Annotated in this window: 25 protein-coding genes; 13 read left to right on the top strand and 12 right to left on the bottom strand. The window is 60.1% G+C overall.

The genetic code is table 11. The annotated features are described in order from the left end of the window. Positions 1-68: 68 nt before the first annotated feature. Positions 69-299 carry a hypothetical protein gene (locus D8U70_RS08820; RefSeq protein ID WP_016774209.1) on the bottom strand — a complete coding sequence of 77 codons (231 nt, stop codon included), beginning with the start codon at positions 297-299 and terminating at the stop codon, positions 69-71. A 183-nt stretch (positions 300-482) separates the two neighbouring features. On the opposite strand from D8U70_RS08820, the gene D8U70_RS08815 reads away from it, so the two are divergent. Beyond that, positions 483-1,040 carry an NAD(P)H-dependent oxidoreductase gene (locus D8U70_RS08815; protein WP_024012496.1) on the top strand — a complete coding sequence of 186 codons (558 nt, stop codon included), beginning with the start codon at positions 483-485 and terminating at the stop codon, positions 1,038-1,040. A 149-nt stretch (positions 1,041-1,189) separates the two neighbouring features. Continuing rightward, positions 1,190-2,473, top strand: a complete 1,284-nt coding sequence (locus tag D8U70_RS08810) for an arsenic transporter (protein WP_130928657.1) — start codon at positions 1,190-1,192, stop codon at positions 2,471-2,473. A 111-nt stretch (positions 2,474-2,584) separates the two neighbouring features. On the opposite strand, the gene D8U70_RS08805 is transcribed toward D8U70_RS08810, so the two are convergent. Beyond that, on the bottom strand, positions 2,585-3,535 hold the full coding sequence (locus D8U70_RS08805; RefSeq protein ID WP_130928656.1) for a DUF1853 family protein: 951 nt from the start codon (positions 3,533-3,535) through the stop codon (positions 2,585-2,587). Positions 3,536-3,649: 114 nt separating this feature from the next. Between D8U70_RS08805 and D8U70_RS08800 the strand changes: the two genes are divergently transcribed. Genes D8U70_RS08800 through pepN form a run of 6 tightly spaced genes read left to right on the top strand, consistent with a single transcriptional unit; the run spans position 3,650 to position 10,168 of the window. Continuing rightward, complete coding sequence (locus D8U70_RS08800; RefSeq protein ID WP_041480619.1) at positions 3,650-4,540, top strand: NAD(+) kinase; 891 nt, start codon at positions 3,650-3,652, stop codon at positions 4,538-4,540. Continuing rightward, the gene (locus tag D8U70_RS08795) at positions 4,540-5,511 is read left to right on the top strand and encodes a metallophosphoesterase (RefSeq protein ID WP_024012499.1); all 972 of its coding nucleotides are present in this window, start codon (positions 4,540-4,542) and stop codon (positions 5,509-5,511) included. Before D8U70_RS08800 ends, D8U70_RS08795 begins: the two co-directional genes overlap by 1 nt. Further along, entirely contained in the window at positions 5,508-6,377 is an 870-nt protein-coding gene (locus D8U70_RS08790; protein ID WP_130928655.1) for a rhomboid family intramembrane serine protease, read from the top strand. Before D8U70_RS08795 ends, D8U70_RS08790 begins: the two co-directional genes overlap by 4 nt. Positions 6,378-6,412: 35 nt before the next feature. Further along, the gene (locus tag D8U70_RS08785) at positions 6,413-6,673 is read left to right on the top strand and encodes a DUF1315 family protein (protein WP_064361999.1); all 261 of its coding nucleotides are present in this window, start codon (positions 6,413-6,415) and stop codon (positions 6,671-6,673) included. Next, positions 6,670-7,500, top strand: coding sequence for a DUF2797 domain-containing protein (locus D8U70_RS08780; RefSeq protein WP_130928654.1), 831 nt, complete (start codon positions 6,670-6,672; stop codon positions 7,498-7,500). The genes D8U70_RS08785 and D8U70_RS08780 overlap by 4 nt, the downstream gene beginning before the upstream one ends. Before the next feature lie 10 nt (positions 7,501-7,510). Then, positions 7,511-10,168: an aminopeptidase N gene (pepN, locus tag D8U70_RS08775; RefSeq protein WP_130928653.1), complete on the top strand. Its 2,658-nt coding sequence runs from the start codon at positions 7,511-7,513 to the stop codon at positions 10,166-10,168. A gap of 182 nt (positions 10,169-10,350) precedes the next feature. Here the strand turns inward: pepN and katG are convergent, their stop codons facing one another. Together katG and D8U70_RS08765 are read right to left on the bottom strand one after the other, a co-directional pair. Beyond that, positions 10,351-12,627, bottom strand: coding sequence for a catalase/peroxidase HPI (gene katG, locus D8U70_RS08770; protein ID WP_130928652.1), 2,277 nt, complete (start codon positions 12,625-12,627; stop codon positions 10,351-10,353). 222 nt (positions 12,628-12,849) lie between these two features. Continuing rightward, positions 12,850-15,060, bottom strand: coding sequence for an LTA synthase family protein (locus tag D8U70_RS08765; RefSeq protein ID WP_130928651.1), 2,211 nt, complete (start codon positions 15,058-15,060; stop codon positions 12,850-12,852). A 326-nt stretch (positions 15,061-15,386) separates the two neighbouring features. On the opposite strand from D8U70_RS08765, the gene D8U70_RS08760 reads away from it, so the two are divergent. Then, entirely contained in the window at positions 15,387-16,403 is a 1,017-nt protein-coding gene (locus D8U70_RS08760) for an ABC transporter substrate-binding protein (protein ID WP_130928650.1), read from the top strand. A gap of 59 nt (positions 16,404-16,462) precedes the next feature. Here the strand turns inward: D8U70_RS08760 and D8U70_RS08755 are convergent, their stop codons facing one another. The 4 genes from D8U70_RS08755 to D8U70_RS08740 all read right to left on the bottom strand — a co-directional run bounded on the left by D8U70_RS08755 (position 16,463) and on the right by D8U70_RS08740 (position 18,300). Beyond that, the gene (locus tag D8U70_RS08755; protein ID WP_073475280.1) at positions 16,463-16,678 is read right to left on the bottom strand and encodes a helix-turn-helix transcriptional regulator; all 216 of its coding nucleotides are present in this window, start codon (positions 16,676-16,678) and stop codon (positions 16,463-16,465) included. Next, positions 16,675-17,049, bottom strand: coding sequence for a hypothetical protein (locus tag D8U70_RS08750; protein ID WP_073475277.1), 375 nt, complete (start codon positions 17,047-17,049; stop codon positions 16,675-16,677). The genes D8U70_RS08755 and D8U70_RS08750 overlap by 4 nt, the downstream gene beginning before the upstream one ends. 166 nt (positions 17,050-17,215) lie before the next feature. Continuing rightward, positions 17,216-17,695 carry a copper chaperone PCu(A)C gene (locus tag D8U70_RS08745; RefSeq protein ID WP_073475275.1) on the bottom strand — a complete coding sequence of 160 codons (480 nt, stop codon included), beginning with the start codon at positions 17,693-17,695 and terminating at the stop codon, positions 17,216-17,218. Further along, complete coding sequence (locus D8U70_RS08740; protein ID WP_016774221.1) at positions 17,695-18,300, bottom strand: SCO family protein; 606 nt, start codon at positions 18,298-18,300, stop codon at positions 17,695-17,697. Before D8U70_RS08740 ends, D8U70_RS08745 begins: the two co-directional genes overlap by 1 nt. A gap of 264 nt (positions 18,301-18,564) precedes the next feature. Between D8U70_RS08740 and D8U70_RS08735 the strand changes: the two genes are divergently transcribed. Next, a complete protein-coding gene (locus tag D8U70_RS08735) occupies positions 18,565-19,491 on the top strand; it encodes a Gfo/Idh/MocA family oxidoreductase (RefSeq protein ID WP_130928649.1) in 927 nt (308 codons plus the stop codon). Between the two features lie 96 nt (positions 19,492-19,587). Here the strand turns inward: D8U70_RS08735 and D8U70_RS08730 are convergent, their stop codons facing one another. Together D8U70_RS08730 and D8U70_RS08725 are read right to left on the bottom strand one after the other, a co-directional pair. Continuing rightward, positions 19,588-20,325: a Fic family protein gene (locus D8U70_RS08730; protein WP_073475270.1), complete on the bottom strand. Its 738-nt coding sequence runs from the start codon at positions 20,323-20,325 to the stop codon at positions 19,588-19,590. Continuing rightward, complete coding sequence (locus D8U70_RS08725; RefSeq protein ID WP_016774224.1) at positions 20,322-20,585, bottom strand: hypothetical protein; 264 nt, start codon at positions 20,583-20,585, stop codon at positions 20,322-20,324. The genes D8U70_RS08730 and D8U70_RS08725 overlap by 4 nt, the downstream gene beginning before the upstream one ends. A gap of 205 nt (positions 20,586-20,790) precedes the next feature. On the opposite strand from D8U70_RS08725, the gene ycaC reads away from it, so the two are divergent. Together ycaC and D8U70_RS08715 are read left to right on the top strand one after the other, a co-directional pair. After that, a complete protein-coding gene (ycaC, locus tag D8U70_RS08720) occupies positions 20,791-21,420 on the top strand; it encodes an isochorismate family cysteine hydrolase YcaC (RefSeq protein WP_016774235.1) in 630 nt (209 codons plus the stop codon). A 144-nt stretch (positions 21,421-21,564) separates the two neighbouring features. Then, the gene (locus D8U70_RS08715; protein WP_071171863.1) at positions 21,565-21,765 is read left to right on the top strand and encodes a hypothetical protein; all 201 of its coding nucleotides are present in this window, start codon (positions 21,565-21,567) and stop codon (positions 21,763-21,765) included. Positions 21,766-21,799: 34 nt separating this feature from the next. Here D8U70_RS08715 and D8U70_RS08710 read toward each other — a convergent pair whose 3' ends face one another. Then, entirely contained in the window at positions 21,800-22,426 is a 627-nt protein-coding gene (locus tag D8U70_RS08710) for a helix-turn-helix domain-containing protein (protein ID WP_122704627.1), read from the bottom strand. A gap of 46 nt (positions 22,427-22,472) precedes the next feature. Here D8U70_RS08710 and D8U70_RS08705 point away from each other — a divergent pair, with 46 nt between their 5' ends. Then, positions 22,473-23,168, top strand: coding sequence for a B3/4 domain-containing protein (locus D8U70_RS08705; RefSeq protein ID WP_130928648.1), 696 nt, complete (start codon positions 22,473-22,475; stop codon positions 23,166-23,168). 418 nt (positions 23,169-23,586) lie between these two features. Here D8U70_RS08705 and D8U70_RS08690 read toward each other — a convergent pair whose 3' ends face one another. Beyond that, positions 23,587-24,324: an SDR family oxidoreductase gene (locus tag D8U70_RS08690; RefSeq protein WP_071171866.1), complete on the bottom strand. Its 738-nt coding sequence runs from the start codon at positions 24,322-24,324 to the stop codon at positions 23,587-23,589. Between the last annotated feature and the right edge of the window lie 98 nt (positions 24,325-24,422).

Genomic DNA, 24,422 nt, shown 5'->3' with positions numbered 1-24,422 from the left:
AGCAGGTGGGGTCAGACGCTGAATCCTACCCCAAGTCCGCTCGCATGACTTCTGCTCATAACGCTGGGTTATTGAGCGACGGTTGGCTCAGGTTCGCGAATCAGGGTAATGCCTGATTGAACCAGGAGAAACTCGCTGTCACTAACCTTGTTGACCCGATCGCCAATGGCCAGTCTGTAAATGGGCTCCGAGCCAGTGGATCCGTCTGCAGACGGGTTCGATTCCTGGAATTCATGCACGGAATAAACGCGGCCTTCCGCATCTCTTGCATGAAACTGACCGACGAGTACTGCTGCCATCTGCTTAGAACCTCTGGAGATAAAACGCTTGATTTGCGGCTTTGTAGACCGTCACCAAGCTCGGTAAGTTTTCCTACAGGAAAAAAATATTCGCCGCGCAGGAAAAACCAATGACCACTGGTGAAAGCGTCACTGGATCATCTATAACTAGCGACTCTTCCCACGGACCATCGAGAGTCATCCATGAGCAATGTCTACAACGTCGCTGTAGTGGTCGGTAGCCTGCGCAAAGCATCGATCAATCGCAAAGTCGCACTGGCCCTCGCCGAACTGGCGCCGGCCAATCTCAAGCTCGAGATTGTCGAAATCGGTGAGCTGCCGCTGTACAACGAAGACATCGACGGCGCTTCTCCGCCGGCAGCCTACAGCACTTTCCGTCAGAAAGTGGCGTCATCCGACGCGGTGCTGTTTGTTACCCCCGAGTACAACCGCTCGATCCCGGCACCGTTGAAGAACGCCATCGACGTTGGTTCGCGCCCTTATGGCCAGAGCGCGTGGAGTGGCAAACCCGGTGCGGTGATCAGCGTATCGCCAGGCGCCATCGGTGGCTTCGGCGCTAACCAGCACCTGCGCCAGACTTTTGTTTTCCTCGATATCCATTGCCTGCAACAGCCGGAAGCGTATCTGGGCGGCGCCGGTAACGCGTTCGACGAAGCGGGCAAACTGAGCGACTCGGTGAAGCCGTTCCTGCAAAAATTCATTGATGCCTACGGCCAGTTCGTCGAGCAACACAAGAAATAAACTCACCGAAACTCACTGTGGGAGCGAGCCTGCTCGCGAAGGCGGACTGTCAGATAACAATTTCACGTCTGACACACCGCTTTCGCGAGCAGGCTCGCTCCCACATTTGTTCGATTTCCACCCGTTTCGCTATTTGAAGGCTTCTGCGAATGCTCGCTGCGTCACTGATTTTCCTGCTGACCATCACCCTCGTCATCTGGCAACCCAAAGGTCTCGGTGTCGGCTGGAGTGCAACGCTGGGCGCCGTGCTGGCGTTGATTTTTGGCGTCGTTCACCTCTCGGATATCCCGCTGGTCTGGCAGATCATCTGGAACGCCACCGGCACCTTCGTGGCGCTGATCATCATCAGCCTGTTGCTCGACGAGGCTGGCTTTTTCAATTGGGCAGCGCTGCACGTGGCGCGTTGGGGGCGGGGCAGTGGGCGCAAACTGTTTGCCTTCATGGTGCTGCTTGGTGCGCTGGTCTCTGCGTTGTTCGCCAATGACGGTGCTGCACTGATTCTCACGCCGATCGTGATTTCGATGCTGTTGGCGTTGCGCTTTTCACCGGCGGCGACGCTGGCATTCGTCATGGGCGCCGGGTTCATTGCCGACACGGCGAGCCTGCCGCTGGTGGTATCGAACCTGGTCAACATCGTTTCGGCGGACTTCTTCCACATCGGCTTCAACCGCTATGCAGCGGTGATGGTGCCGGTCAACTTCGTCAGCGTGGCGGCGACGCTGGGGATGTTGCTGTGGTTTTTTCGCCGCGACATCCCGGCGGCGTACGATCCTGCACAACTGGAAAACCCGCATACCGCGATCCACGACAAAGCGACGTTCTATGCCGGTTGGGCGGTGCTGGTGATCCTGTTGATTGGCTGCTTCGCTCTGGAACCGCTGGGCATTCCAATCAGCGCGATTTCTGCGGTGTGTGCTGCGCTGCTACTGGGCATCGCTGCGCGCGGCCACAAGATCTCCACGCGCAAGGTTATGAAAGAAGCGCCGTGGCAGATCGTGATTTTCTCGCTGGGCATGTACCTGGTGGTGTACGGCCTGCGCAACGCCGGGCTCACCGGTTACCTCGCCGGATGGCTGGACGTGTTCGCTGAGCACGGTGTATGGGGCGCGGCCATGGGCACCGGGGTGCTGACGGCGCTGCTGTCGTCGATCATGAACAATCTGCCAACGGTACTGATCGGCTTGCTGTCGATTGACGCCAGTCAGGCCAGCGGCGTGATCAAAGAAGCGATGATCTACGCCAACGTGATCGGTAGCGACCTGGGGCCGAAGATCACTCCGATCGGCAGCCTGGCAACGTTGTTGTGGCTGCACGTGCTGGAGCGCAAAGGCATCCATATTGGCTGGGGCTATTACTTCCGTGTCGGGATTGTGCTGACGGTGCCGGTGTTGCTGGTGACGTTGGCGGCGTTGGCGGTGCGGCTTTCGCTGTAGATCGGGGTGGGCCCAATCGCTGGCAAGCCAGCTCCCACAGGATTTGTATTCACCGCGAAACCTGTGGGAGCTGGCTTGCCAGCGAAGGGGCCAGTTCAGGCACCACAAATCTCAGGTTTGGCCGGGGACATTCGGCCAAAGATCCGCCACCAGAAACAACCGCTCCGCCTCTTCCCATTCGCCCTGGGTATTCTCGGTCAGGCGCACCATCAACTGCGCCGGGGCCAGTGCTGGCAGGTCTTCCAGCCACAAACGCAGGTGCTCATCTGTCCAGACCTGATCCGCCGGGTAATGCGCCGGGGCCAGCCAGGCGTGGCGGGGCAGGGGTTGCCAGCGGCCCGGCGGGCGTTGGGCGACAAACGCCGGCCAGTCCTTCTGATGCAGCCAACTGCCACGCAGATGTTGCGGATGCGCGCCGTGCGGTGAGTCGGCCTGCCCAGGCCACGGATACAGCAGATAACCGCCCAGCCACAGCTGCGCGCTGAAGGTTTCGATATCCAGCGCCGCGAGCACTTCGCGGCTTTCCGGGCGCGCCGAGATCGGCAATTGATGCTCGGCCAGATGCGCCAGCTTACGATCCAGCCGGTCATGACAACCCGGCCCCAGCCACTGCGCGGGTTCGCGGCCATCGCCATCCTGCGGGCCAAGGTAGAGCTTGATCGCCAGTTCCAGATGATGCACGCCGTCGCGGTCACGCAGCAGCATGTCCAGCTCGCCGAGGGTGTGCCCGGCGCGGCGGATTGGCAGGTTGGCGGCGATCAGTTCGATGCCCGGCGCATGCGAGACGGCGAACTGCCACAGGCGCTCGTAATACAGGCCCAGACGGCGGGTGCGCGCCTGCGCCAGCCATTGCAGCAGGCCGTAACTGTCGTGGTCGAGCTGGCGCAGCCAATGTTCGAGACGCTGCGGGTCTTGTACCCAGTCGCTGCCGGCGAGCGGATGGCGCTGCGGCCATGGCGTGGCGGCGAGCATCGGCGGCGCGAGGATCACCCACGCCAGGTCCCGCACTTCGGGATGGCGTAATCGATGGGGCAATTGCAACAAGTCGGGAAACAGGATCATCTTGCGAGCATAGCCTTAAACCTGAGCGCAGCCTTGAGGCTGAAAGGATTTTGTCTATCTGGCGCTTTCGCCCATAATCGGGTTTTCGCGTTTTCGATTGTCCGCAGAGGTCCCATGGAGCAATTTCGTAATATCGGCATCATCGGTCGCCTGGGCAGCTCCCAGGTGCTGGATACCGTCCGCCGACTGAAACGCTTTCTGCTCGACCGTCACCTGCATGTGATCCTCGAAGACACCATCGCTGAAGTCCTGCCCGGCCACGGCCTGCAAACCTCGTCGCGCAAGATGCTCGGCGAAGTCTGCGACATGGTCATCGTCGTCGGCGGTGACGGCAGCCTGCTCGGCGCCGCGCGGGCGCTGGCCAGGCACAATATTCCGGTGCTGGGCATCAACCGTGGCAGCCTCGGCTTCCTCACCGATATTCGCCCGGACGAGCTGGAAATCAAGGTCGCCGAAGTGCTCGACGGCCACTATCTGGTAGAAAACCGCTTCCTGCTGCAAGCCGAAGTGCGTCGCCATGGCGAGGCCATCGGCCAGGGCGATGCGCTCAACGATGTGGTGCTGCACCCGGGCAAATCGACGCGGATGATCGAATTCGAGCTGTACATCGACGGCCAGTTCGTCTGCAGCCAGAAGGCCGACGGCCTGATCGTCGCCACACCGACCGGTTCCACTGCCTACGCCTTGTCCGCCGGCGGGCCGATCATGCATCCCAAGCTCGACGCTATTGTGATTGTGCCGATGTACCCCCATACCTTGTCGGGACGGCCGATCGTGGTCGATGGCAACAGTGAGCTGAAAATCGTCGTGTCCAAAGATATGCAGATCTATCCGCAGGTGTCCTGCGACGGCCAGAACCACTTCACCTGCGCACCGGGCGACACCATTACCGTGAGCAAGAAAGCGCAGAAGCTGCGCTTGATTCATCCGCTCGATCACAATTACTACGAGGTGTGCCGCACCAAGCTTGGCTGGGGCAGCAAGCTGGGGGGCGGAGGCGACTGATGCTCGATCCCGCGCGCAGTTACGACCTGATCGGTGACGTGCACGGATGCGCCATGACCCTCGAACACTTGCTGGACCGTCTCGGTTATCACAAGCAGGGCGGGGTCTGGCGGCATCCGTCACGCATGGCGGTGTTCGTCGGCGACATCATCGACCGTGGCCCGCGCATTCGCGAGGCGCTGCACATCGTTCACGACATGGTCGAGGCGGGGCAGGCGCTGTGCATCATGGGCAACCACGAATTCAACGCGCTCGGCTGGGTCACCCCGGCGCCACCGGGCAGCGGCAAGCAGTTCGTGCGCGAACACACCAAGCGCCATGCGCGGCTGTTGCAGGAAACCCTGACTCAATTTGAAGACCATCCCGGCGACTGGCATGACTTCCAGCAATGGTTCTACGAGCTGCCGCTGTTCGTCGATGCCGGTCGCTTCCGCGTCGTCCATGCGTGCTGGGACGCCGGTCTGATCGAGCCGTTGCGGGCGTTGTTCCCCAATGGCTGCGTCGATGAGCATTTCCTCCAGGCCTCGGCGGTGCCCGGCAGCTTCGCCTGCACCGTGTTCGACCGCTTGCTGCGCGGCACCGACATGCGCCTGCCCGGTGGCCTGACCATGACCAGCGGCGACGGTCTGGTGCGTTCGTTCTTCCGCACCAAGTTCTGGGAAGACGACCCGAAAACCTACGGCGACATCGTCTTCCAGCCCGATGCACTGCCCGAACCTGTCGCGCAGACGCCGCTGACTTCAACCGAAAAGAATTCCCTGCTGCGCTATGGCGTCGACGAGCCGTTGCTGTTCGTCGGCCACTACTGGCGCAGCGGCAAACCGGCGCCGATCCGGCCGAACCTCGCGTGCCTGGATTACAGCGCCGTGCTTTACGGCAAACTGGTGGCCTATCGTCTGGACCAGGAAACGCGCCTGGATCCGCAAAAATTCGTCTGGGTCGATGTCGAGCGGCCGGAGGTCCTGCAATGAGTGCGGTAGCAGTATTGCGCCTGCCGTTGGCGGTGGATTTGAGCGGTTTTGTCAAACTGCTGCAACGCATGCAAGTGCCCCATCGGGTCAGCGAAGAGGCGGGCGAACAGGTGTTGTGGGCGCCGGAGGAAATCAGCGAGGACGTGCGTTCCTTGTACGAGCGCTTCCCGGCCGGCGACCCGGATCAGCAACTGGACATTCCCGTGGGCCAGACCTTCAAACGGCCGGGTTTTGCCGAACAGTTGAAACACGCCAGGGCCACCGGATTGATTCTGCTGTTGAGCCTGATCGTTGGTGGTCTGACCTTCCTCGGCGAAAACCTCGAGACCCTGCGCTGGCTGACCTTCCTCGATTTTCGCGTGATCGGCGAGTACATCCACTTCACGCCCCTGGCCGACAGTCTGGCGGCAGGGCAGTGGTGGCGGCTGGTCACGCCGATGCTGATCCACTTCGGCATCCTCCATCTGGCCATGAACGGCATGTGGTATTGGGAGCTGGGGCGGCGCATCGAGTCGCGCCAGGGCAGCATCAACCTGATCGGCCTGACGCTGCTGTTCAGTCTGGTGTCCAACTACGCGCAGTTCGTCTGGAGCGGCCCGAGCCTGTTTGGTGGGCTGTCCGGCGTGCTTTACGGCTTGCTCGGGCATTGCTGGATTTTCCAGCTGCTGGCGCCGAACCCGGCCTATCGTCTGCCGCGCGGTGTGCTGGTGATGATGCTGGTGTGGCTGGTGGTGTGCATGTCCGGGCTGATTTCGCTGATCGGTTTCGGCCAGATCGCCAACGCCGCGCACCTGGGCGGGTTACTCATCGGATGCTTTACCGGTTTGTTGGGCGGTTTGTATAACCGCCGTAAACTGGCCGTCTAACATTTTTTGTTTCAGCAAAGAGCACGGAGACCCTGATGTCCTCTTTCAACGACATGATCAGCAACATCACCCCGGACATCTACGAAAGCCTGAAACTGGCCGTGGAAATCGGCAAATGGTCCGACGGCAACAAACTCACTGCCGAACAGCGCGAGCTGTCGTTGCAGGCGATGATTGCCTGGGAAGTCCAGAACCTGCCCGAAGACCAGCGCACTGGCTACATGGGCCCGCAAGAATGTGCGTCGAAGTCGATCGAAGTGCCGAACATCCTGTTCAAGTCGGATGCCATCCATTGATCGAGATTGGCCGCGGTGCAATCAGCAAAATGTCGGCGCGCCTGGACGGGTCGAACGTGCACTACGCGTTTCGTCTGGATGACGTCGAGGTGCCGGTCAATCCGTTGATCGGCAGCACGTTGCGTCTGGAATTCCTGGGGGCGATCCACTGCACCCATTGCGGGCGCAAGACCAAAACCAGTTTCAGTCAGGGTTATTGCTACCCGTGCATGACCAAACTGGCGCAGTGCGACCTGTGCATCATGAGTCCGGAGCGTTGCCACTTCGACGCCGGCACCTGCCGTGATCCGGTGTGGGGCCAGCAGTTCTGCATGACCGATCATGTGGTTTACCTGGCCAACTCGTCGGGGATCAAGGTCGGCATCACCCGTGCCACCCAGTTGCCGACCCGCTGGCTCGATCAGGGCGCGAGTCAGGCGCTGCCGATCATGCGCGTATCGACACGCCAGCAGTCGGGCTTTGTCGAGGACCTGTTCCGCAGCCAGGTGGCGGACAAGACCAACTGGCGCGCGCTGCTCAAGGGCGATGCCGCGGCGGTGGATCTGGCGCAGGTGCGCGATCAGTTGTTCGAAAGCTGCGCTGAGGGCCTGCAAGGGTTGCAGGAGCGATTCGGCCTACAGGCGATTCAGACGATTGCCGATGTCGAACCGCTGGAAATCCGCTATCCCGTCGAGCAATACCCGGCGAAAATCGTCAGCTTCAACCTGGACAAGAACCCGATTGCCGAAGGCACGCTGCTGGGGATCAAGGGTCAGTATCTGATCTTCGACACCGGCGTGATCAACATTCGTAAATACACGGCTTACCAGCTCGCCGTGCATCAATAAGGATTCCAGCATGCGCACCGAACAACCGAAGATGATCTATCTCAAGGACTATCAGGCGCCCGAGTACCTGATTGACGAAACGCACCTGACCTTCGAGTTGTTCGAGGACCACAGCCTGGTTCACGCACAACTGGTGATGCGCCGCAACCCGGAGCGCGGCGCCGGCCTGCCGCCGCTGGTGCTCGACGGCCAGAAACTCGAGCTGCTCTCGGTAACGCTGGCGGACCGGGAGCTGAGCGCTGCTGACTATCAAGTCTCGGACAGCCACCTGACCCTGCAGCCGACCAGTGAAACCTTCACCCTCGACACCAGCGTGCGCATCCACCCGGAAACCAATACCGCGCTGGAAGGCCTGTACAAGTCCGGCACGATGTTCTGCACCCAGTGCGAGGCCGAAGGCTTCCGCAAGATCACCTATTACCTCGACCGCCCGGACGTGATGAGCAAGTTCACCACCACCGTCGTGGCCGAACAGCACAGCTACCCGGTGCTGCTCTCCAACGGTAACCCGATCGCTTCCGGCCCCGGCGAAGATGGCCGGCACTGGGCGACCTGGGAAGATCCGTTCAAGAAACCGGCGTACCTGTTTGCGCTGGTCGCCGGTGATCTGTGGTGCGTCGAAGACACCTTCACCACCATGAGCCAGCGCAATGTCGCGCTGCGCATTTATGTCGAGCCGGAAAACATCGACAAGTGCCAGCACGCGATGAACAGCCTGAAGAAATCCATGCGCTGGGACGAAGAGGTCTACGGTCGCGAGTACGATCTGGACATCTTTATGATCGTCGCGGTCAACGATTTCAACATGGGCGCGATGGAGAACAAGGGCCTCAACATTTTCAACTCCAGCGCCGTGCTGGCCCGCGCCGAAACTGCCACCGACGCCGCGCACCAGCGGGTCGAGGCGATCGTCGCCCATGAATACTTCCACAACTGGTCGGGCAACCGCGTGACCTGCCGTGACTGGTTCCAGCTGTCGCTCAAGGAAGGTTTCACGGTGTTCCGCGATGCCGGTTTCTCCTCGGACATGAACTCGGCGACGGTCAAGCGCATTCAGGACGTGGCGTACCTGCGTACCCACCAGTTCGCCGAAGATGCCGGCCCGATGGCCCACGCCGTGCGTCCGGACAGCTTCATCGAGATTTCCAACTTCTACACCCTGACCGTGTACGAAAAGGGCTCGGAAGTGGTCGGCATGATCCACACCCTGCTGGGCGCAGAAGGCTTCCGCAAGGGCAGCGATCTGTACTTCGAGCGCCACGACGGCCAGGCCGTGACCTGCGACGACTTCGTCAAGGCCATGGAAGATGCCAATGGCGTTGATCTCAGCCAGTTCAAGCGCTGGTACAGCCAGGCCGGCACACCGCGTCTGGCCGTCAGCGAGTCCTACGACGCTGCGGCGAAAACCTACAGCCTGACCTTCCGCCAGAGCTGCCCGCCGACCCCGGACAAGGTGGAAAAACTGCCGTTCGTGATCCCGGTCGAGCTCGGCCTGCTCGACAGCCAGGGCAATGAAATCGCTCTGCGTCTGGCTGGCGAAGCCTCGGCACAAGGCACCACTCGGGTGATCTCGGTGACCGAAGCCGAGCAGACCTTCACTTTCGTCGACATCAACGCACAGCCGTTGCCGTCGCTGCTGCGCGGCTTCTCGGCGCCAGTGAAATTGAGCTTCCCCTACAACCGCGATCAACTGATGTTCCTGATGCAGCACGACAGCGACGGTTTCAATCGCTGGGATGCCGGTCAGCAATTGTCGGTGCAAGTGCTTCAAGAGTTGATCGGCCAACATCAGAAAGGCGAGAGCCTGAAGCTCGATCCGCGTTTGGTGTCGGCGCTGCGCACGGTGCTGTCCGACGAGTCGCTGGATCAGGCGATGGTTGCCGAAATGCTCTCGCTGCCGGGGGAGGCCTATCTCACCGAGATCAGCGAAGTGGCTGACGTCGAGGCGATTCACGTCGCTCGCGAGTTCGCCCGCAAGCAACTCGCCGAAGGCTTGTTCGAAGCGCTGTGGCTGCGTTATCAGGCCAACCGCGATCTGTCGAAAAAGACTCCGTACGTCGCCGAGGCAGAGCACTTCGCTCGTCGCGCCTTGCAGAACATTGCCCTGTCGTACCTGATGCTCAGCGGCAAGCCGGAAGTGTTGGCAGCGGCCCTGGAGCAGTTCGAGACCGCCGACAACATGACCGAGCGCCTGACTGCGCTGGCGGTGCTGGTCAACTCGCCGTTCGAAGAGCAGAAGGCTTTGGCTTTGGCCAGCTTCGCCGAGCACTTCAAGGACAATCCGCTGGTCATGGATCAGTGGTTCAGCGTGCAGGCCGGCAGCACCTTGCCGGGCGGTTTGGAGCGGGTGAAGGCGTTGATGCAGCACCCGGCATTCAACATCAAGAACCCGAACAAGGTGCGGGCACTGATCGGCGCGTTCGCCGGGCAGAACCTGATCAACTTCCACGCGGCGGACGGTTCCGGTTATCGCTTCCTCGCCGATCTGGTGATCGAACTGAACGGCTTCAACCCACAGATCGCCTCGCGCCAACTGGCCCCGCTGACCCGCTGGCGCAAATACGACAGCGCGCGTCAGGCGTTGATGAAGGCTGAGCTGGAGCGGATTCTGGCGTCCGGGTCGCTGTCCAGTGATGTGTATGAAGTGGTGAGCAAAAGCCTGGCGTAACCCGATCCGGTAGGAACCGTCGAGTTGATCGTTCCCATGCTCTGCGTGGGAATGCCTCTCTCGACGCTCTGCGTCGGCTTTGGGACGCAGAGCGTCCCTTGTTGCATTCCAACGAGGAGCGTGGGAACGATCAACAAAAAATGCCGCTCAACGAGCGGCATTTTTATTGGTACAACAAACAGCTATTTACGCAGATCAAACCGATCCAGATTCATCACCTTCGTCCATGCCTTGACGAAATCGTTGACGAACTGCGCCTTCGCGTCGGAACTGGCGTACACCTCGGCCAACGCGCGCAATTGCGCATTCGAGCCGAACACCAGATCCACCCGAGTCGCCGTCCACTTTGGCGCCCCGGTCTTGCGGTCACGGCCTTCAAACTCATCGGCATCCCGTGACGTTGGGGTCCACTCAACTCCCATGTCCAGCAGGTGGGTGAAGAAGTCATTGCTCAGCGTTTCGGTTTTGTCGGTGAACACGCCATGCCGCGTCTGGCCGACATTGGTGTTCAATACCCGCAAACCACCCAGCAGCACGGTCATTTCCGGTGCCGTGAGCGTCAGCAACTGCGCCTTGTCGATCAGCAGGGTTTCCGCCGCAACCGTGTATTTTCCTTTGCTGTAATTGCGGAAGCCATCGGCAATCGGTTCGAGGAAGCCGAACGATTCGACATCGGTCTGCTCCTGCGAAGCATCGACGCGGCCCGGTGAGAACGGCACCGACACCGAATGCCCGGCGTTTTGCGCGGCTTTTTCCACTCCGGCATTACCGGCCAGGACGATCAGGTCCGCCAGCGAGATTTTCTTGCCACCGGCGGCCGAACCGTTGAACTCGTTCTGAATGCCTTCGAGTGTGCTCAGCACCTTGTCCAATTGCTCGGGCTGGTTGGCCTGCCAGAACTTCTGTGGGGCCAGACGCAAGCGTCCGCCGTTGGCGCCACCGCGTTTGTCCGAGCCGCGGAAGGTCGATGCTGCAGCCCACGCGGTCGAGACCAGTTGCGACACTGACAACCCTGAAGCCAGCACCTTGTTTTTCAGCGCCGTGGCGTCGCTGTCATCGATCAGCGGGTGCGTCACGTCGGGCAGCGGGTCTTGCCAGAGCAATTCCTCTTGTGGCAATTCCGGGCCGAGGTAGCGGGAGAGCGGACCCATGTCGCGATGGATCAGCTTGTACCAGGCGCGGGCGAACGCGTCGGCGAGCTGATCGGGATTGGCCAGAAAGCGCCGCGAGATTTGTTCGTAGGCAGGATCGAAGCGTAACGCCAGATCGGAGGTGAGCATGGTCGGCGAGAGCTTCTTGTTCGGATCGTGAGCGTGGGGAACGGTGCCTGCACCGGCGCCGTTTTTCGGTTGCCACTGATTGGCGCCCGCCGGGCTTTTGGTCAGCTCCCACTCGAAGCCGAACAGGTTTTCCAGATAGTTGTTGCTCCACTGCGTTGGTGTGGTGGTCCAGGTCACTTCCAGACCACTGGTGATGGTGTCGGCGCCTTTACCGGTGCCGAAGGCGTTTTTCCAGCCCAGACCCTGTTGCTCCAGACCGGCCGCTTCCGGCTCTGGGCCGACATTGTCGGCCGGGCCGGCGCCGTGGGTCTTGCCGAACGCGTGGCCGCCGGCGATCAGCGCCACGGTTTCTTCGTCGTTCATGGCCATGCGGCCGAAGGTTTCGCGAATGTCCTTGGCCGAGGCCACCGGGTCCGGGTTGCCTTCCGGGCCTTCCGGGTTGACGTAGATCAGGCCCATCTGCACGGCGGCGAGGGGATTTTCCAGATTGCGTTCGCCCTGATCGGTGCGGCTTTCTTCACGGCCATGCAAATCGGGCTCAGCCACCAGCGTGCCGTCACCGGGCTCTTGCACCGGGCCATTGCTCTTGCCGTAACGGTTGTCGCCGCCCAGCCACTCGGTTTCCGAACCCCAGTACACGTCTTCATCCGGTTCCCAGACATCGGCGCGGCCCCCGGAAAAACCGAAGGTCTTGAAGCCCATGGATTCCAGCGCGACGTTGCCGGTGAGCACGATCAGGTCGGCCCAGGAGATGTTGCGTCCGTATTTCTGCTTGATCGGCCACAGCAGGCGGCGGGCCTTGTCGAGGCTGACGTTGTCCGGCCAGCTGTTGAGCGGGGCGAAGCGTTGCTGTCCGGAGCCGGCGCCGCCACGGCCGTCGGCGGTGCGATAGGTCCCGGCGCTGTGCCAGGCCATGCGCACGAACAGCGGGCCGTAATGGCCGAAGTCGGCTGGCCACCAGTCCTGAGAATCAGTCATCAGTGCTTTGATGTCTTGTTTCAGCGCCTGGAAGTCCAGGCTTTTGAAGGCTTTGGCGTAGTCGAAGTCCTGGCCCAGCGGATCGGACTTGGGGGAATGCTGGCTGAGGATTTTCAGATTGAGTTGATTCGGCCACCAGTCACGGTTCGTCGTACCGCCGCCGGCGGCGTGGTTGAACGGGCATTTCGATTCGTTTGCCATGTTCGTATCCCTATCAGGTCTGCGGCCGGCTCGTGCCGACTTCGGACTGGTAAGGCTAGACCCGAGTTGGCAAGTCGGCTAATAGCCCGACTATTGGATACCGATAGGCAAACTCTTTCACCGTCCCATGTAGGAGCCGCCGAAGGCTGCGATCTTTTGATCTTGCTGTTCGATGAAAAATCAAAGGCAAAAGATCGCAGCCTCCGGCAGCGCCTACAGGGGTTAGCTGGATTGCGCGGTTTCGTCATCAGGAACGTCATCAAGGATGTCTTCCTGGCCGGGCAATTCGGTGATGACGCTGAAGTCGCTGACCTCGACCGCGCCATTGCCATATCCCAGCAAATGAAACGAGAACGCTTTGCGCGGCTGCGGGTTTTCAAAGCTGAAATCCATCTCCAGCGGCTGGTCCGCCGTGGCGATCATTTCTGCTGGCAGGCCCAGTTGCACGTCCTGTTCAAATTCCTTGGCCTTGAGCTGAATGTACGCCGCCTGCTGCGGATCGACCGAGCGAACGGTCAGGCGTACGCGGGTGTGCGAGCCTTTGGGCATTTCCAGGTATTGCGCCCCGATCAGGTTGTCGGCCCAGTCATCCTTGATCTGCGCTTGCAGAGGGATGATGTTGTTGCTGCCGAACTGGTAGCGATGATTAAGCGGTGTGCGCAGCAAGGACAGGTCCAGCGCATCGGCGCGCGCGGCGATCTGCCGGGCCGGATGGCCGCTGTAGGTGCCTTTGTAAGTGGCGCTTTCGGCGATGAAGCCGGTGCTTTGGTAGTAGCGGCAGCGGCGCGGCAGGTCGCATTCGGAGAAGATGCCCTGGCCGTCGTGGTAGCGCAGCTTGCCGTTGGTGAACGACATGATTTCTCGCCCGGAATCGTAGTCGCGAAACAGCGAGCGGCCGCTCAGCGCAGACGGCACCGGCAGGTCAAAATAGTCGAGGATCGAGGTGCTCAGATCGACGTGACCATAGACCCCGGCATTCAGGCGCGGTAGTTGCGCCTGCTCCGGTGCCAGCGTCAGGTTGAAACCCCACGAGGAGGCCAGCCGCACGCCGTCGATGCCGTGGGATTCATCCGAGGTGATCACTACCAGCGTGTCCTTGAGAACGCCCTGGCGCTCAAGTCCGGCAAGAAACTGATCCAGCGCATCGTCGAGATAACCGACGGCAGCCTGCTTGGGCGTCTCATAACGCTGCAGATAATCGTCCGGTGCCGAGTAGGGCTGATGGGTGCCGACCGTCAGCAGCGTGAGCATCCACGGCTGTTTTTGCTTCTTCAGTTGGCCGACGTAATCCAGCGCGCCTTCGAAAAATGCCCTGTCATCCTTGCCCCACGGGAACTCCAGATAGTTGCTGTTGCTGAACCATTCCAGGCCATGGGTCGCATCGAAACCGATGTGCGGCATGATCTTGTCTTTGGCCATGAAGCGCAGGCCCGCGCCCTGCAAGTAATGCGTGCTGAAGCCGTGCTCGCGCAATTGTGCCGGCAGGCAGGCCTGATTGCGTTCGTTGAGGGTGAGCATTTCCACGCCTTTGGGCGTGCCATTGTTGAGCTTGTCGTAGTCACCGCACAGCATGGCGTACAGACCGCGAATGGTCTGATGGGTGTGCAGCACGTAATCCGGGGTGTTCATGCCGCGCTCGGCCCAGCGGCTGAGGTTGGGCATCAGGTCTTCCTGATAATGACTGCCGATCGCCTCACGGTTGGCACGGATGTAGGCGCCGGGAATGCCTTCGAGCGCGATGATCAATACATTGCGCGCCTGGCCCGGCGCGGCGAGCAGCTTCTGGCCATTGAGATCGACGTCGGTGAGCCCAGCCATCGCCGGTGTGGGCTCTTCAACGTCGCCGTCGAGCCATTCCTCGGCCTGGATCTGCAGGTCGGCGACTTCACTGGCGAGCAACTGATGCGGCAGGTTGTACAGGCGCCAGGCGTCGCCGTCATTCGGCCACAGGTTTTGCACGCCCCAATGTGCGGCGAACAACACAATAGGCGCGGCCCAGACCGAGCGAGGCAGAGCAGGGCGAGACAAGCCGCGACCAACAAGCTGAGTCAGCAGCCAGAAAACCAGGGCACCCAGCAAAGCCATGGCCAGGGCAGGGTGCGCAAGTCCGCCGCCAGTGGAGTTTTCAACGAATTGCGGGTCGATCAGGTAGTGAATATCCGAAGGCGTCGGCAGGCGGCCGACGGCGCTGACCAATTCTGCCGTGGCGATCGCCAGCAGCGCCCAGAACATCAGCACCGGCAAGGCCAGCCACCATGCGCGGCGATGCAGTGTTACCACCAGCAAACTGCCGACGGCCAGATCCGACAAAAAGCCCAGCGGGTTTGACCAGCCCAGCGCCGCCCGCAGGCACACCGGCACGACCAATACCAGAACGATGAGAGAAAGAAGGCGGGCATTCGGCCGCCGCAGCCGGTTGAAAAGAGCGCTCACAAAAAAGGCCTGCTTGTCATCAAAGGGTCAAAAAAGTGTGGGTGATGATACCAAGGGCAGAAAGGCTGATCGGCTTTTAAAACCTGCGGCTGGCGATCGCTGAAACGGCGCGTGCCCATAGCGGGCGTGGGTTGTGGGACGTATGGCCGTTTTCGGAGGGGCAGTTTTTTGTTTCAGACTGTTGTAGCTCCAGCCACTGCTACTGAATTTCAGCAGCAGACGCTAAATCGCGGAGTGCTATAGATATGCGATAAAGATATTTAATTTATGTTTTTTATAGCTATAAAGTCAGGCCTTTCAGCCCACCCCCATGCTGCGAGGTTGTCATGGCCACACCGTTCAAACGTTCTGCGCTGACTCTGTTGGCCGCTACTCTGGCAGCGGGCGCGCTGTTCAGCAGCGGCGCCCAGGCCGAGGGCAAGATCAGCATCGCCCAGCAATTCGGTATCGGTTATCTAATCCTCGATGTCGTGCGCGATCAACAGCTGATCGAGAAACACGGCAAGGCCCAGGGCCTGGAGATCAAGGTCGACTGGAACAGCATTTCCGGCGCTACGGCCATGAATGAGGCGCTGCTCACCGGAGCGCTGGACGTCGTCTCGGCCGGCGTGCCGCCGATGCTCACCGTGTGGGATCGCACCAAGGGCAAGCAGAACGTCAAAGCCATCGCCGCGCTGGGGTCGATGCCCAATTACCTGCTGACCAACAACCCGAACATCAAAACCCTCAAGGACTTCAGCGACAAGGACCGTATCGCCGTGCCGGCCGCAGGTGTAGGCTTCCAGTCGCGTACCCTGCAGATAGAAACCGCCAGGGAGTTCGGTGATGACCAGTTCAAGAAGTTCGATAACATTTCGGTCAGCCTGCCGCACCCTGACGCCACCGCTGCGCTGATTGCCGGCGGCTCGGAAATCAACTCGCATTTCTCCAGCCCACCCTTCCAGTACCAGGCGCTGCAAAACCCCAACGTGCATAAAGTGCTGAGCTCCTACGACATCCTCGGCGGCCCGGCGACGTTCAACGTGCTCTACACCACGGAAAAATTCCACGACGAAAACCCGAAAACCTACAAAGCTTTCTATGACGCACTGGCCGAAGCCGAGAACATCATCAAAGCCGACAAACCCGCCGCCGCCCAGGCCTACATTCGTGTAGAGCAATCGAAACTGCCGCTGGCTCTGGTCGAGCAAATCGTCCAAGACCCGGAAATCGACTTCACCGTCGTACCGCAACGCACGTTCATCTATGCCGAGAAATTGCAGGAACTGGGCGTGTTGAAAAACAAAGCGGCGAGCTGGAAGGATTACTTCTTTGAAGAAGCGCATGGTGGTGCGGGGAGTTGAGGGGAGGGGAGTGCGGCAGGCTCCTGTGGTCTGCCGCTAATACTCGTCAGTGGCAGCGCTCACAGCGAGTCGGAAATGGACGTTTCCCCATCCTCGAAAATGCTTTCAATCGGCAACCCGAACGCTCGCGCGATCTGGAAGGCCAGCGGCAGGCTTGGGTCATAGCGTTCATTTTCGATGGCATTGATGGTCTGACGGGAGACCTTCAAGCGCTGCGCCAGATCGACCTGTGACCACTTGCGCTCGGCGCGCAGCGCCTTGAGGTGATTTTTCATTGATAGCGACGTCGGGCGATTTGCAGACCGAGGATCCACATTGCGCCCATCACCGGCCATACGCAGGTCCACGGGATGTGCGGGGCGCCGATATTTTCGAGAAAGCCATAGCTGAACGTCAGCAACGCGGAAGCGGCGAACGCAAAGCCCAGCGCTTCAAACTGGATGCGCAGGTGCATCTCATCCAGGCGCCGCAGGTTGCGCACGATAGCCCAGCACATCAATCCGGCGGGGATCATCGGCGCCAGCGCGACGGCTGAACGCAACAGCAGATGGGCGTCCAGCAAATGTTGGCTGGCAACCACCGAGGCGATCAGCACGAGTGTGTACAGCGTCAATGCGGCGCCCATTTCGAGGTAATAGCGATTCATGTTTAACTCCATGTAAAAGACCCTTTACATCCTCGTCGAAATCTTTGCTTATGTAAAGCAAGCTTTCCATTCGGTCAGAGCATCGCTTCCATAAAAAACGGGGCGGCCCGATCATCGATCAAGCCGCCCCGCTTATCTGTCAGGCGAACAGTCTTTCAGTCAGCGATCAATGCATCTTGCTGTGATCGTGGCCGCCCATGTTGGTCAGCGCGCGGACCGGTGCTTTGACTTCGATGGTTTCTTTCTCGCCCTTGGCGTTTTCCACGGTCAGGGTCAGCGGCACGCTGTCGCCTTCCTTCAACTGACCGGTCAGGCCCATCAGCATGACGTGGTAGCCGTTCGGGTCGAAGCTCACGGCTTTGCCGGCAGGCAACTCAACCGACTTCACCGGGCCCATGGTCATCACATCGTTCTTCATGCTCATTTCATGAATCTGAACGTCCTTGGCCACTGGCGAGGCAACGCTGAGCAGTTTGCTGTCGCTGTCGGCAGTGACGGTCATGAACGCGCCGCTGGCGGACTGGGTCGGCACGGTGGCACGGACCCAGGCGTCGTCGACTTTGGTCTGCGCCGACGCCTGAAAGGCCAGGCCGAGCAGGGACAGTGCACATACGGTGCGTTTGAGGTGATTCAGAACGGGATGCATCAGCAGACCTCCATAACAGTAAGCAAATCTTCCGTGCACTCTTGGGCTGTCAGCGAAGTGGACAGGCCCAGGCGCAACTCACCACGCGAGTCGTAGACGTAGCTGGTGGACGTATGGGAGATGGTGTAGGTGTCGCCGGCCGGGACTTTCTCGTAGAACACGTCGAATTCCTTGGCGGTGGCCTTGGTTTCCTCAAGCGTGCCGTACAGCGCGACGAAGCTCGGGTCGAAGGCTTTGACGTAGGCGTCGAGGATCTGCGGGGTGTCGCGTTCCGGGTCGAGGGTGATGAACACCACTTGCAAACGATCGCCGTCGCGGCCCATCAGTTTCTTGATCTGCGCGGCGCGCGCCAGGGTGGTGGGGCAAACGGCCGGGCACTGGGTGAAGCCGAAGAAGATCATCGGCATCATTCCGCGAAAGCTCGACAGCGACATGGTTTCGCCTTCGGGATTCTTCAGCTTGAAGGTGCGTCCGAGGATCTTGTCGCTCAGATCCTTGCCGTACTTGTACGACAGTTGGCCACGGGTATCGCAACCGGCGAGCAGGCCGAGCCCGAGCACGCCCATTCCCGCAAGTACCTTGCGGCGAGTCAACAAAGCCGTCATCTAATACCGCCTTTTGCAGCCCGCAAGTCGGCAGGACTGGCGGGGGGTTAACCGTAAAAGCGGCGCATGATAGCAAACTGAGGCTGATCGCCGGCTGCCGATCGCCGCGCGGTGCCGGATCGGACGACAAAAGGTGTAAGAAGAAATGACGAATAAGCCCTACGTCTAAACTCGATTTAAATAGTATGACGATTGGAGGCGGGCGCAGAAACACGTACTCTTGCCGCTGCGCTGCAAAGACCAAAACAACAACAGGAGTCTGTAATGCAACCGATTCGTCTCGGCCTGGTGGGCTACGGCAAGATCGCCCAGGATCAACACGTCCCCGCCATCCTCGCCAACCCGGCGTTTCAGTTGGTGGCGGTCGCCACCCAAGGCAAACCTTGCGCCGGGGTGGAAAACTTCCAGTCGCTGGGCGAGCTGCTCGAAAACGGCCCGACTGTCGACGCAATTGCGTTCTGCACGCCGCCACAAGGGCGCTTCGCGCTGGTGCAACAGGCGTTGGCGGCCGGCAAGCACGTGCTGGTGGAAAAACCGCCCTGTGCGACATTGGGCGAGGCAATGGCCCTGGTCGATCAGGTCGCCGATCAAGGCGTCAGCGCTTTGTTCGCCTGGCATTCACGCTACGCACCGGGCATCGCCGCCGCCCGCGACTGGCTGGCCAGCCGCACCCTGCAAAACGTACAGATTGACTGGAAGGAAGACGTGCGCAAGTGGCATCCGGGTCAGGCATGGATCTGGCAGCCGGGCGGCCTCGGTGTGTTCGACCCGGGCATCAACGCGCTGTCGATCGTCACCCACCTGCTGGCGCTGCCGCTGTTTGTCGAAGCCGCCGAGCTGCGCGTGCCGAGCAACTGCCAGTCGCCGATTGCCGCCTCGATCAACATGTCCGATGCGCGTCGTCTCGACGTGCGCGCCGAGTTCGACTTCGACCATGGCCACGACGAACTGTGGAGCATCGAAATTCGCTGCGTCGAAGGCGTCCTGCGCCTGGACAATGGCGGCGCGGTGCTGAGCATCGACGGCGTCCGGCAAAGCGTCTCGGAGGAGGGCGAGTACGCAGCGGTCTACCGCCACTTCCAGCAATTGATCAGCGACAAGGACAGCGACCTGGATCTGCAACCGTTGCGCTTGGTGGCGGACAGTTTCTTTGTCGGGAGTCGGACGTTGGTTGAGCCGTTTTACGATTGAGTGAATTTCAGCTTGAGTCGTCATAGCGCGTAAGCAGGTCTGCGTCGCGCAGGCCGCCAGACAAATAAAGCCTGCTTTTAACAGCAGGCTTCTTGGTCACTTTATTGGCTGCGTTCTGTAGGTTTCATACAGTTGCTGAATGTCGGGATTGTCCAGATTCGCGTAGACGATTCCTTCCTTGTCCAAACCGTCCAACCCTTTGATACCGCCAATCACTTCGGGCCATTCCTCACGGCTTGAGATATCTACGACGTGGGGCTTCAGATAGTCGTCCAGGTGGCCTCTGGAAGGATCGCGGATCTCGTCGCTGAGCGCCCGTAAATACGCATCTTTGTTGGTCTTCGACCAATCGATGGCGAACTTGGCTCGATAGCACAGTTCCATGTGAACGAGCAGGATGGTCCGCCCATTACCATCCAGAAACGGATGAGCGAAAGCCAATTGGCCCATCACCTCGCCGGGGCGCTCGCGGAAGCGTTTTTTGTTCGCAGCGAGCTCCAGCGCATATTCGACGGATCTTTTGATCAGCTCAGGTCGCTCGAAAGGTGTGTGATGCGGATCTTCTTTTGATCCTTTGAAAACCGCGAGGTGGGGAACAAGCTCATTCCTGTCTTTGCCTGACCATGGGTAGAAACCGGCAAACAGGATTTCATGAGTTTTGAGTATCGCTTGATAGTCGATGGATCTCTTTTTTGCCAGATGAGCAAGGGCGTCTTCGATACTGGCTTCGAAAGAGAGATGTTCCGATTCCTTTACTTCAACCGGGTCTTTCAGCTTGAGCGAGTTGCGAAGGTAGCCTTCAGTTTCGAAATCGCCGAAGGGGTCGAACGTCATGCGCTGAGCTGCTTTTTCGAACGCCTTTTTTCCTGAAGGTAACGTCCTTGCAAGGCCATGATTTCTGCCTTGTTCAACACACCCTTTCGCTTCAGATTAACCAGCAACTGCTCAACATTATCCAGCTCGACGGCATCACCAGCCAGTTGCGTTATCGTTGCCGCCATGCGGCTCAGGCCGTCACGCTCGGCGCCAATGCGGTGTTTTTCTGCAAGCTTGCATACTTCGCTCGCGACGCTGTCAGTGGCTGATTCGCTCATTGTTAACCCCTCGTTTTCTCTGTCGGAGCATAGCATGGCGCCGTTCCGCCGGATTAGCCGTCTAGCATTTCGACCATTGGCATTGTCCTCTTTGAGTTGACGGTGAAACGCTTTTCAGCCGATTTATCCCTTTGCTGTGCGTCAGTAATCTGTACCCAACTTGAACGCAACAACAAAACTTCAAACTTGAAAAGGGACGCACACCATGACCACTCCAACCTACAACCGCCTGAACAAAGATGACGCTATCGTGCTGCTGGTTGACCACCAGACCGGTCTGATCTCGCTGGTGCAGGACTTCTCGCCGAACGAGTTCAAGAACAACGTGCTGGCGCTGGCGGATCTGGCCAAGTTCTTCGACCTGCCAACCATCCTCACCACAAGCTTCGAACAAGGCCCGAACGGCCCGCTGGTGCCGGAGCTGAAAGAAATGTTCCCGGACGCGCCGTACATCGCTCGTCCAGGCCAGATCAACGCTTGGGACAACGAAGATTTCGTCAAGGCAATCAAGGCCACCGGGCGCAAGCAGATCATCATTGCCGGTGTGGTAACGGATGTCTGTGTAGCGTTCCCGACGCTGTCGGCGCTGGCGGAAGGGTTTGATGTGTTTGTGGTCACCGATGCGTCCGGCACCTTCAACACCACCGTGCAGCAAGCCGCGTGGAGCCGCATGACCCAGGCCGGCGCGCAGATGATGAACTGGTTCTCGGTGGCCTGTGAGCTGCACCGCGACTGGCGCAACGACATTGAAGGCCTGGGCAATCTGTTGTCGCAGCGCATTCCTAACTACCGCAACCTGATGAACAGCTACTCGGCGCTGACGCAGCAGAAGTAAGCGTTAAATCCAAAGCGAAAGCCTGCCTCGAAAGCAGGCTTTTTGCGTTTTCTACAGAACGCCGTTCGTCCATTGTCGGGCACTTGTCACGCAAGGGCATTTCACACGTTCAGGTACCTATCGCTGAACACCTCGGAGAACGACATGGACATTGATGAAAACGCACCGGGCAACCAGTCGCAACAAGCCGTGACGCGCACCACCGACAATGAGACCGGGCACGATCCCAAGCGGGAAAATCCCGAGGTGCCTTTGCCGCCGGACGATCAGGCGCCGGTCGAGGAAGATATGTCAGATGTGGATGCGGCCAACTCGGTGTCAACCGAACATCCGCCGTCACGCTGATCGAGCGATTTAATAGATGCCTCCCACTCTGGAATTAGAGTGAGAGGCTCTCCCGCGCACCCTGATGCAGTTCAGTCACCGACATCGTGAAAACCAGTTTCGCTCGCCCATGGTTGGCATACCCATGCGCCACATCGGTCCGCGCCACCGCCGAACACCCAGGCCCGACAATCAGCTCGGCATCGCCAACGTGCAAATGCAACGTGCCTTTCTCGACATGAAACAACTCGGTGGTGCCGTTCGGGTGACCGGCTGAAGCAAATGACTCGCCGGGAAACAATTCCCAGCGCCACAACTCGAGCATGTTCGGGCCGCTGGTGCCGGCCAGCAGGCGCGCCGATCCGCCCAGTTCACCGGTCCATAGCGTGGGGATGTCATCACTGTCGATCAGATGCGCCGCCGGAGTGTCGGCGACATTGACGAAGTCCGCCACGGACAAGCCCAGCGCCGCGGCGATTTTGCACAATGTCGCGATGCTTGGGTTGGCCGAGCCTTTCTCGATCTCGACCACCATGCCTTTGCTCACGCCCGAGCGTCGGGACAGTTCGTCGAGGGTGATGCCCTGTTGTTTGCGCGCCTGTTTGAGCGTGCGCGACACCGCCGCGCTGACGGTCTCGACGTCGGCGCCGGCCTCGGTCGATATATTGACTTTCTTGGTCATTGATCGCTAGCATCGTTTGAAATTCGGGTATGAGGGGGATTCTGGGATGCTGTCTGTCGTGCCGTCAATCGATCCGGCTGTTGCGCAACTCGCGCCGGGCTTCAGAGCGCTGAGTATTGTCGTGCAAGCGGCGCCGATTACTCAGGCATACGTGGCCGGTGAAGCACTGGCCAAAGCCTGTCAGATCGTCGCCAACGGTGGCCCGTCATGGGCGCCCGCGCACTTGCAGGCCTGGGCGGACGTGTTTCGCCAGTTCGGTGCCAAGCCGCAGCGCACGCCGTGCTCGGCCGAGGCTCTGCGCAAACGGGTGTTGCGCGACGGCGAGTTGCCGAGCATCGATCCGGTGGTTGATCTGTACAACGCCATCAGCCTCGAGTACGCGATTCCGGTCGGCGGCGAGAATGCGCAAGCCTACATAGGCTCACCGCGTCTGGTCGTCGCCGATGGCAGCGAACCGTTCGACACGATGAAAGAAGGCCAGCCCGCGCACGAATTCCCGGACGCTGGCGAAGTGGTCTGGCGCGATGACCAAGGCGTGACCTGCCGGCGCTGGAACTGGCGCCAAGGCGTGCGAACCCGCCTCGATGCGCAAGCGCAGCACATGTGGTTCATCCTCGAAAGCCTGCCGGCGATGCCGCTGGAAGCGCTGACCGAGGCCGGCGACAAGCTCATCGAAGGCCTGCAGCAAATGATGCCCGGCGCCGAGATCGAAAGCATGTTGATCGGGCCGGGAGCGCGTTAGGTTGGATATGAGTGCCAGCCCGTTTCGTCAGCGGCACCGCGATTGCCTGTGAGAGCGAGCCTGCTCGCGAAGACGGCGGTACATTCAGCATCATGTTCGCCTGACTCACCGCTTTCGCGAGCAAGCTCGCTCCCACAAAGTTCCGTGTTGACCAATGATTTGGTGGTGCCACAAAAAACCTGTGGGAGCGGGCTTGCCCGCGAATGCGGCGGTACATTCAACATCATGTTCGCCTGACCCAGCGCTTTCGCGAGCAGGCTCGCTCCCACAGTGTTCCGTGTTGACCAATGATTTGGTGGCGCCACGAATTCCCTGTGGGAGCGAGCCTGCTCGCGAAGACGGCGGCACATTCAACATCTTTGCCGACTGATCCAGCACTTTCGCGAGCAGGCTCGCTGCCACAGATTGACTCCTGGTCTCAATAAGGGCTCGCGGTTGGACGCACGATCAGTTCGCTGACGTCCACGTCCGCCGGTTGTTCGACGGCGTAGGCAATTGCGCGGGCGATGGCTTCGGCGGGGATGGCGATCTTGCGGAAAGACTTCATCTCTTCGCGGCCGCCTTCATCGGAAATGCTCTCGGCCAGTTCCGATTCGGTCACGCCCGGTGCGATGACGGTGACGCGGATATCGCCGCCCACCTCCTGACGCAAGCCTTCGGAAATTGCCCGTACGGCGTATTTGGTCGCGCAGTACACCGCCGCAGTAGGGCTCACCGCGTAAGCACCGATCGAGGCGATGTTGATGATCTGCCCGGCGCGCTGGCGCTGCATCAACGGCAGGCTGGCGGCTATGCCGTGGAGTACGCCACGGATGTTGACGTCGATCATGCGGTTCCACTCATCGACCTTCAGCGCGTCCAGCCGCGACAACGGCATGACCCCGGCGTTGTTGACCAGCACATCGACGCGGCCGTAATGCTCGACGGCAAAATCGACGAAGCGCTGCACATCCTGCTGATCGGTGACGTCCAGTGCGCGGAACTGCGCGTGGCCACCGGCGCTATTGATCTCTTCGGCAATGACTGCCAGACGCTCGGTGCGCCGTGCACCCAACACCACTTTGGCGCCACGTTCGGCGAGCAGGCGTGCGGTGGCTTCGCCGATGCCGCTGCTGGCGCCGGTAATCACGATCACTTTGTCTTGAATGTTCAGCATGATGTCGTCCTCTTCTGTGTGCCCGTGAGTGGGCTTGGAAGAAGATTAAGTGCGGCGGCTCATGGGCTATTAATCGATTCCTCCACGGGATTTGCCCA

Source organism: Pseudomonas sp. Sample_20 (assembly GCF_004307585.1).
Lineage (GTDB): Bacteria > Pseudomonadota > Gammaproteobacteria > Pseudomonadales > Pseudomonadaceae > Aquipseudomonas > Aquipseudomonas atacamensis.
This window is presented reverse-complemented; position numbering and strand designations above follow the sequence as displayed.

Excerpts from the sequence above, each read along its gene's own strand:
- D8U70_RS08710 (WP_122704627.1), bottom strand. The coding sequence starts at position 22,426 with ATGACCAAGAAAGTCAATATATCGACCGAGGCCGGCGCCGACGTCGAG.
- katG (WP_130928652.1), bottom strand. The coding sequence starts at position 12,627 with ATGGCAAACGAATCGAAATGCCCGTTCAACCACGCCGCCGGCGGCGGT.
- D8U70_RS08795 (WP_024012499.1), top strand. The coding sequence starts at position 4,540 with ATGCTCGATCCCGCGCGCAGTTACGACCTGATCGGTGACGTGCACGGA.
- D8U70_RS08715 (WP_071171863.1), top strand. The coding sequence starts at position 21,565 with ATGGACATTGATGAAAACGCACCGGGCAACCAGTCGCAACAAGCCGTG.
- D8U70_RS08810 (WP_130928657.1), top strand. The coding sequence starts at position 1,190 with ATGCTCGCTGCGTCACTGATTTTCCTGCTGACCATCACCCTCGTCATC.
- D8U70_RS08785 (WP_064361999.1), top strand. The coding sequence starts at position 6,413 with ATGTCCTCTTTCAACGACATGATCAGCAACATCACCCCGGACATCTAC.
- D8U70_RS08815 (WP_024012496.1), top strand. The coding sequence starts at position 483 with ATGAGCAATGTCTACAACGTCGCTGTAGTGGTCGGTAGCCTGCGCAAA.
- D8U70_RS08735 (WP_130928649.1), top strand. The coding sequence starts at position 18,565 with ATGCAACCGATTCGTCTCGGCCTGGTGGGCTACGGCAAGATCGCCCAG.
- D8U70_RS08690 (WP_071171866.1), bottom strand. The coding sequence starts at position 24,324 with ATGCTGAACATTCAAGACAAAGTGATCGTGATTACCGGCGCCAGCAGC.
- D8U70_RS08805 (WP_130928656.1), bottom strand. The coding sequence starts at position 3,535 with ATGATCCTGTTTCCCGACTTGTTGCAATTGCCCCATCGATTACGCCAT.
- ycaC (WP_016774235.1), top strand. The coding sequence starts at position 20,791 with ATGACCACTCCAACCTACAACCGCCTGAACAAAGATGACGCTATCGTG.
- pepN (WP_130928653.1), top strand. The coding sequence starts at position 7,511 with ATGCGCACCGAACAACCGAAGATGATCTATCTCAAGGACTATCAGGCG.
- D8U70_RS08730 (WP_073475270.1), bottom strand. The coding sequence starts at position 20,325 with ATGACGTTCGACCCCTTCGGCGATTTCGAAACTGAAGGCTACCTTCGC.
- D8U70_RS08755 (WP_073475280.1), bottom strand. The coding sequence starts at position 16,678 with ATGAAAAATCACCTCAAGGCGCTGCGCGCCGAGCGCAAGTGGTCACAG.
- D8U70_RS08705 (WP_130928648.1), top strand. The coding sequence starts at position 22,473 with ATGCTGTCTGTCGTGCCGTCAATCGATCCGGCTGTTGCGCAACTCGCG.
- D8U70_RS08750 (WP_073475277.1), bottom strand. The coding sequence starts at position 17,049 with ATGAATCGCTATTACCTCGAAATGGGCGCCGCATTGACGCTGTACACA.
- D8U70_RS08790 (WP_130928655.1), top strand. The coding sequence starts at position 5,508 with ATGAGTGCGGTAGCAGTATTGCGCCTGCCGTTGGCGGTGGATTTGAGC.
- D8U70_RS08745 (WP_073475275.1), bottom strand. The coding sequence starts at position 17,695 with ATGCATCCCGTTCTGAATCACCTCAAACGCACCGTATGTGCACTGTCC.
- D8U70_RS08800 (WP_041480619.1), top strand. The coding sequence starts at position 3,650 with ATGGAGCAATTTCGTAATATCGGCATCATCGGTCGCCTGGGCAGCTCC.
- D8U70_RS08820 (WP_016774209.1), bottom strand. The coding sequence starts at position 299 with ATGGCAGCAGTACTCGTCGGTCAGTTTCATGCAAGAGATGCGGAAGGC.
- D8U70_RS08725 (WP_016774224.1), bottom strand. The coding sequence starts at position 20,585 with ATGAGCGAATCAGCCACTGACAGCGTCGCGAGCGAAGTATGCAAGCTT.
- D8U70_RS08760 (WP_130928650.1), top strand. The coding sequence starts at position 15,387 with ATGGCCACACCGTTCAAACGTTCTGCGCTGACTCTGTTGGCCGCTACT.
- D8U70_RS08740 (WP_016774221.1), bottom strand. The coding sequence starts at position 18,300 with ATGACGGCTTTGTTGACTCGCCGCAAGGTACTTGCGGGAATGGGCGTG.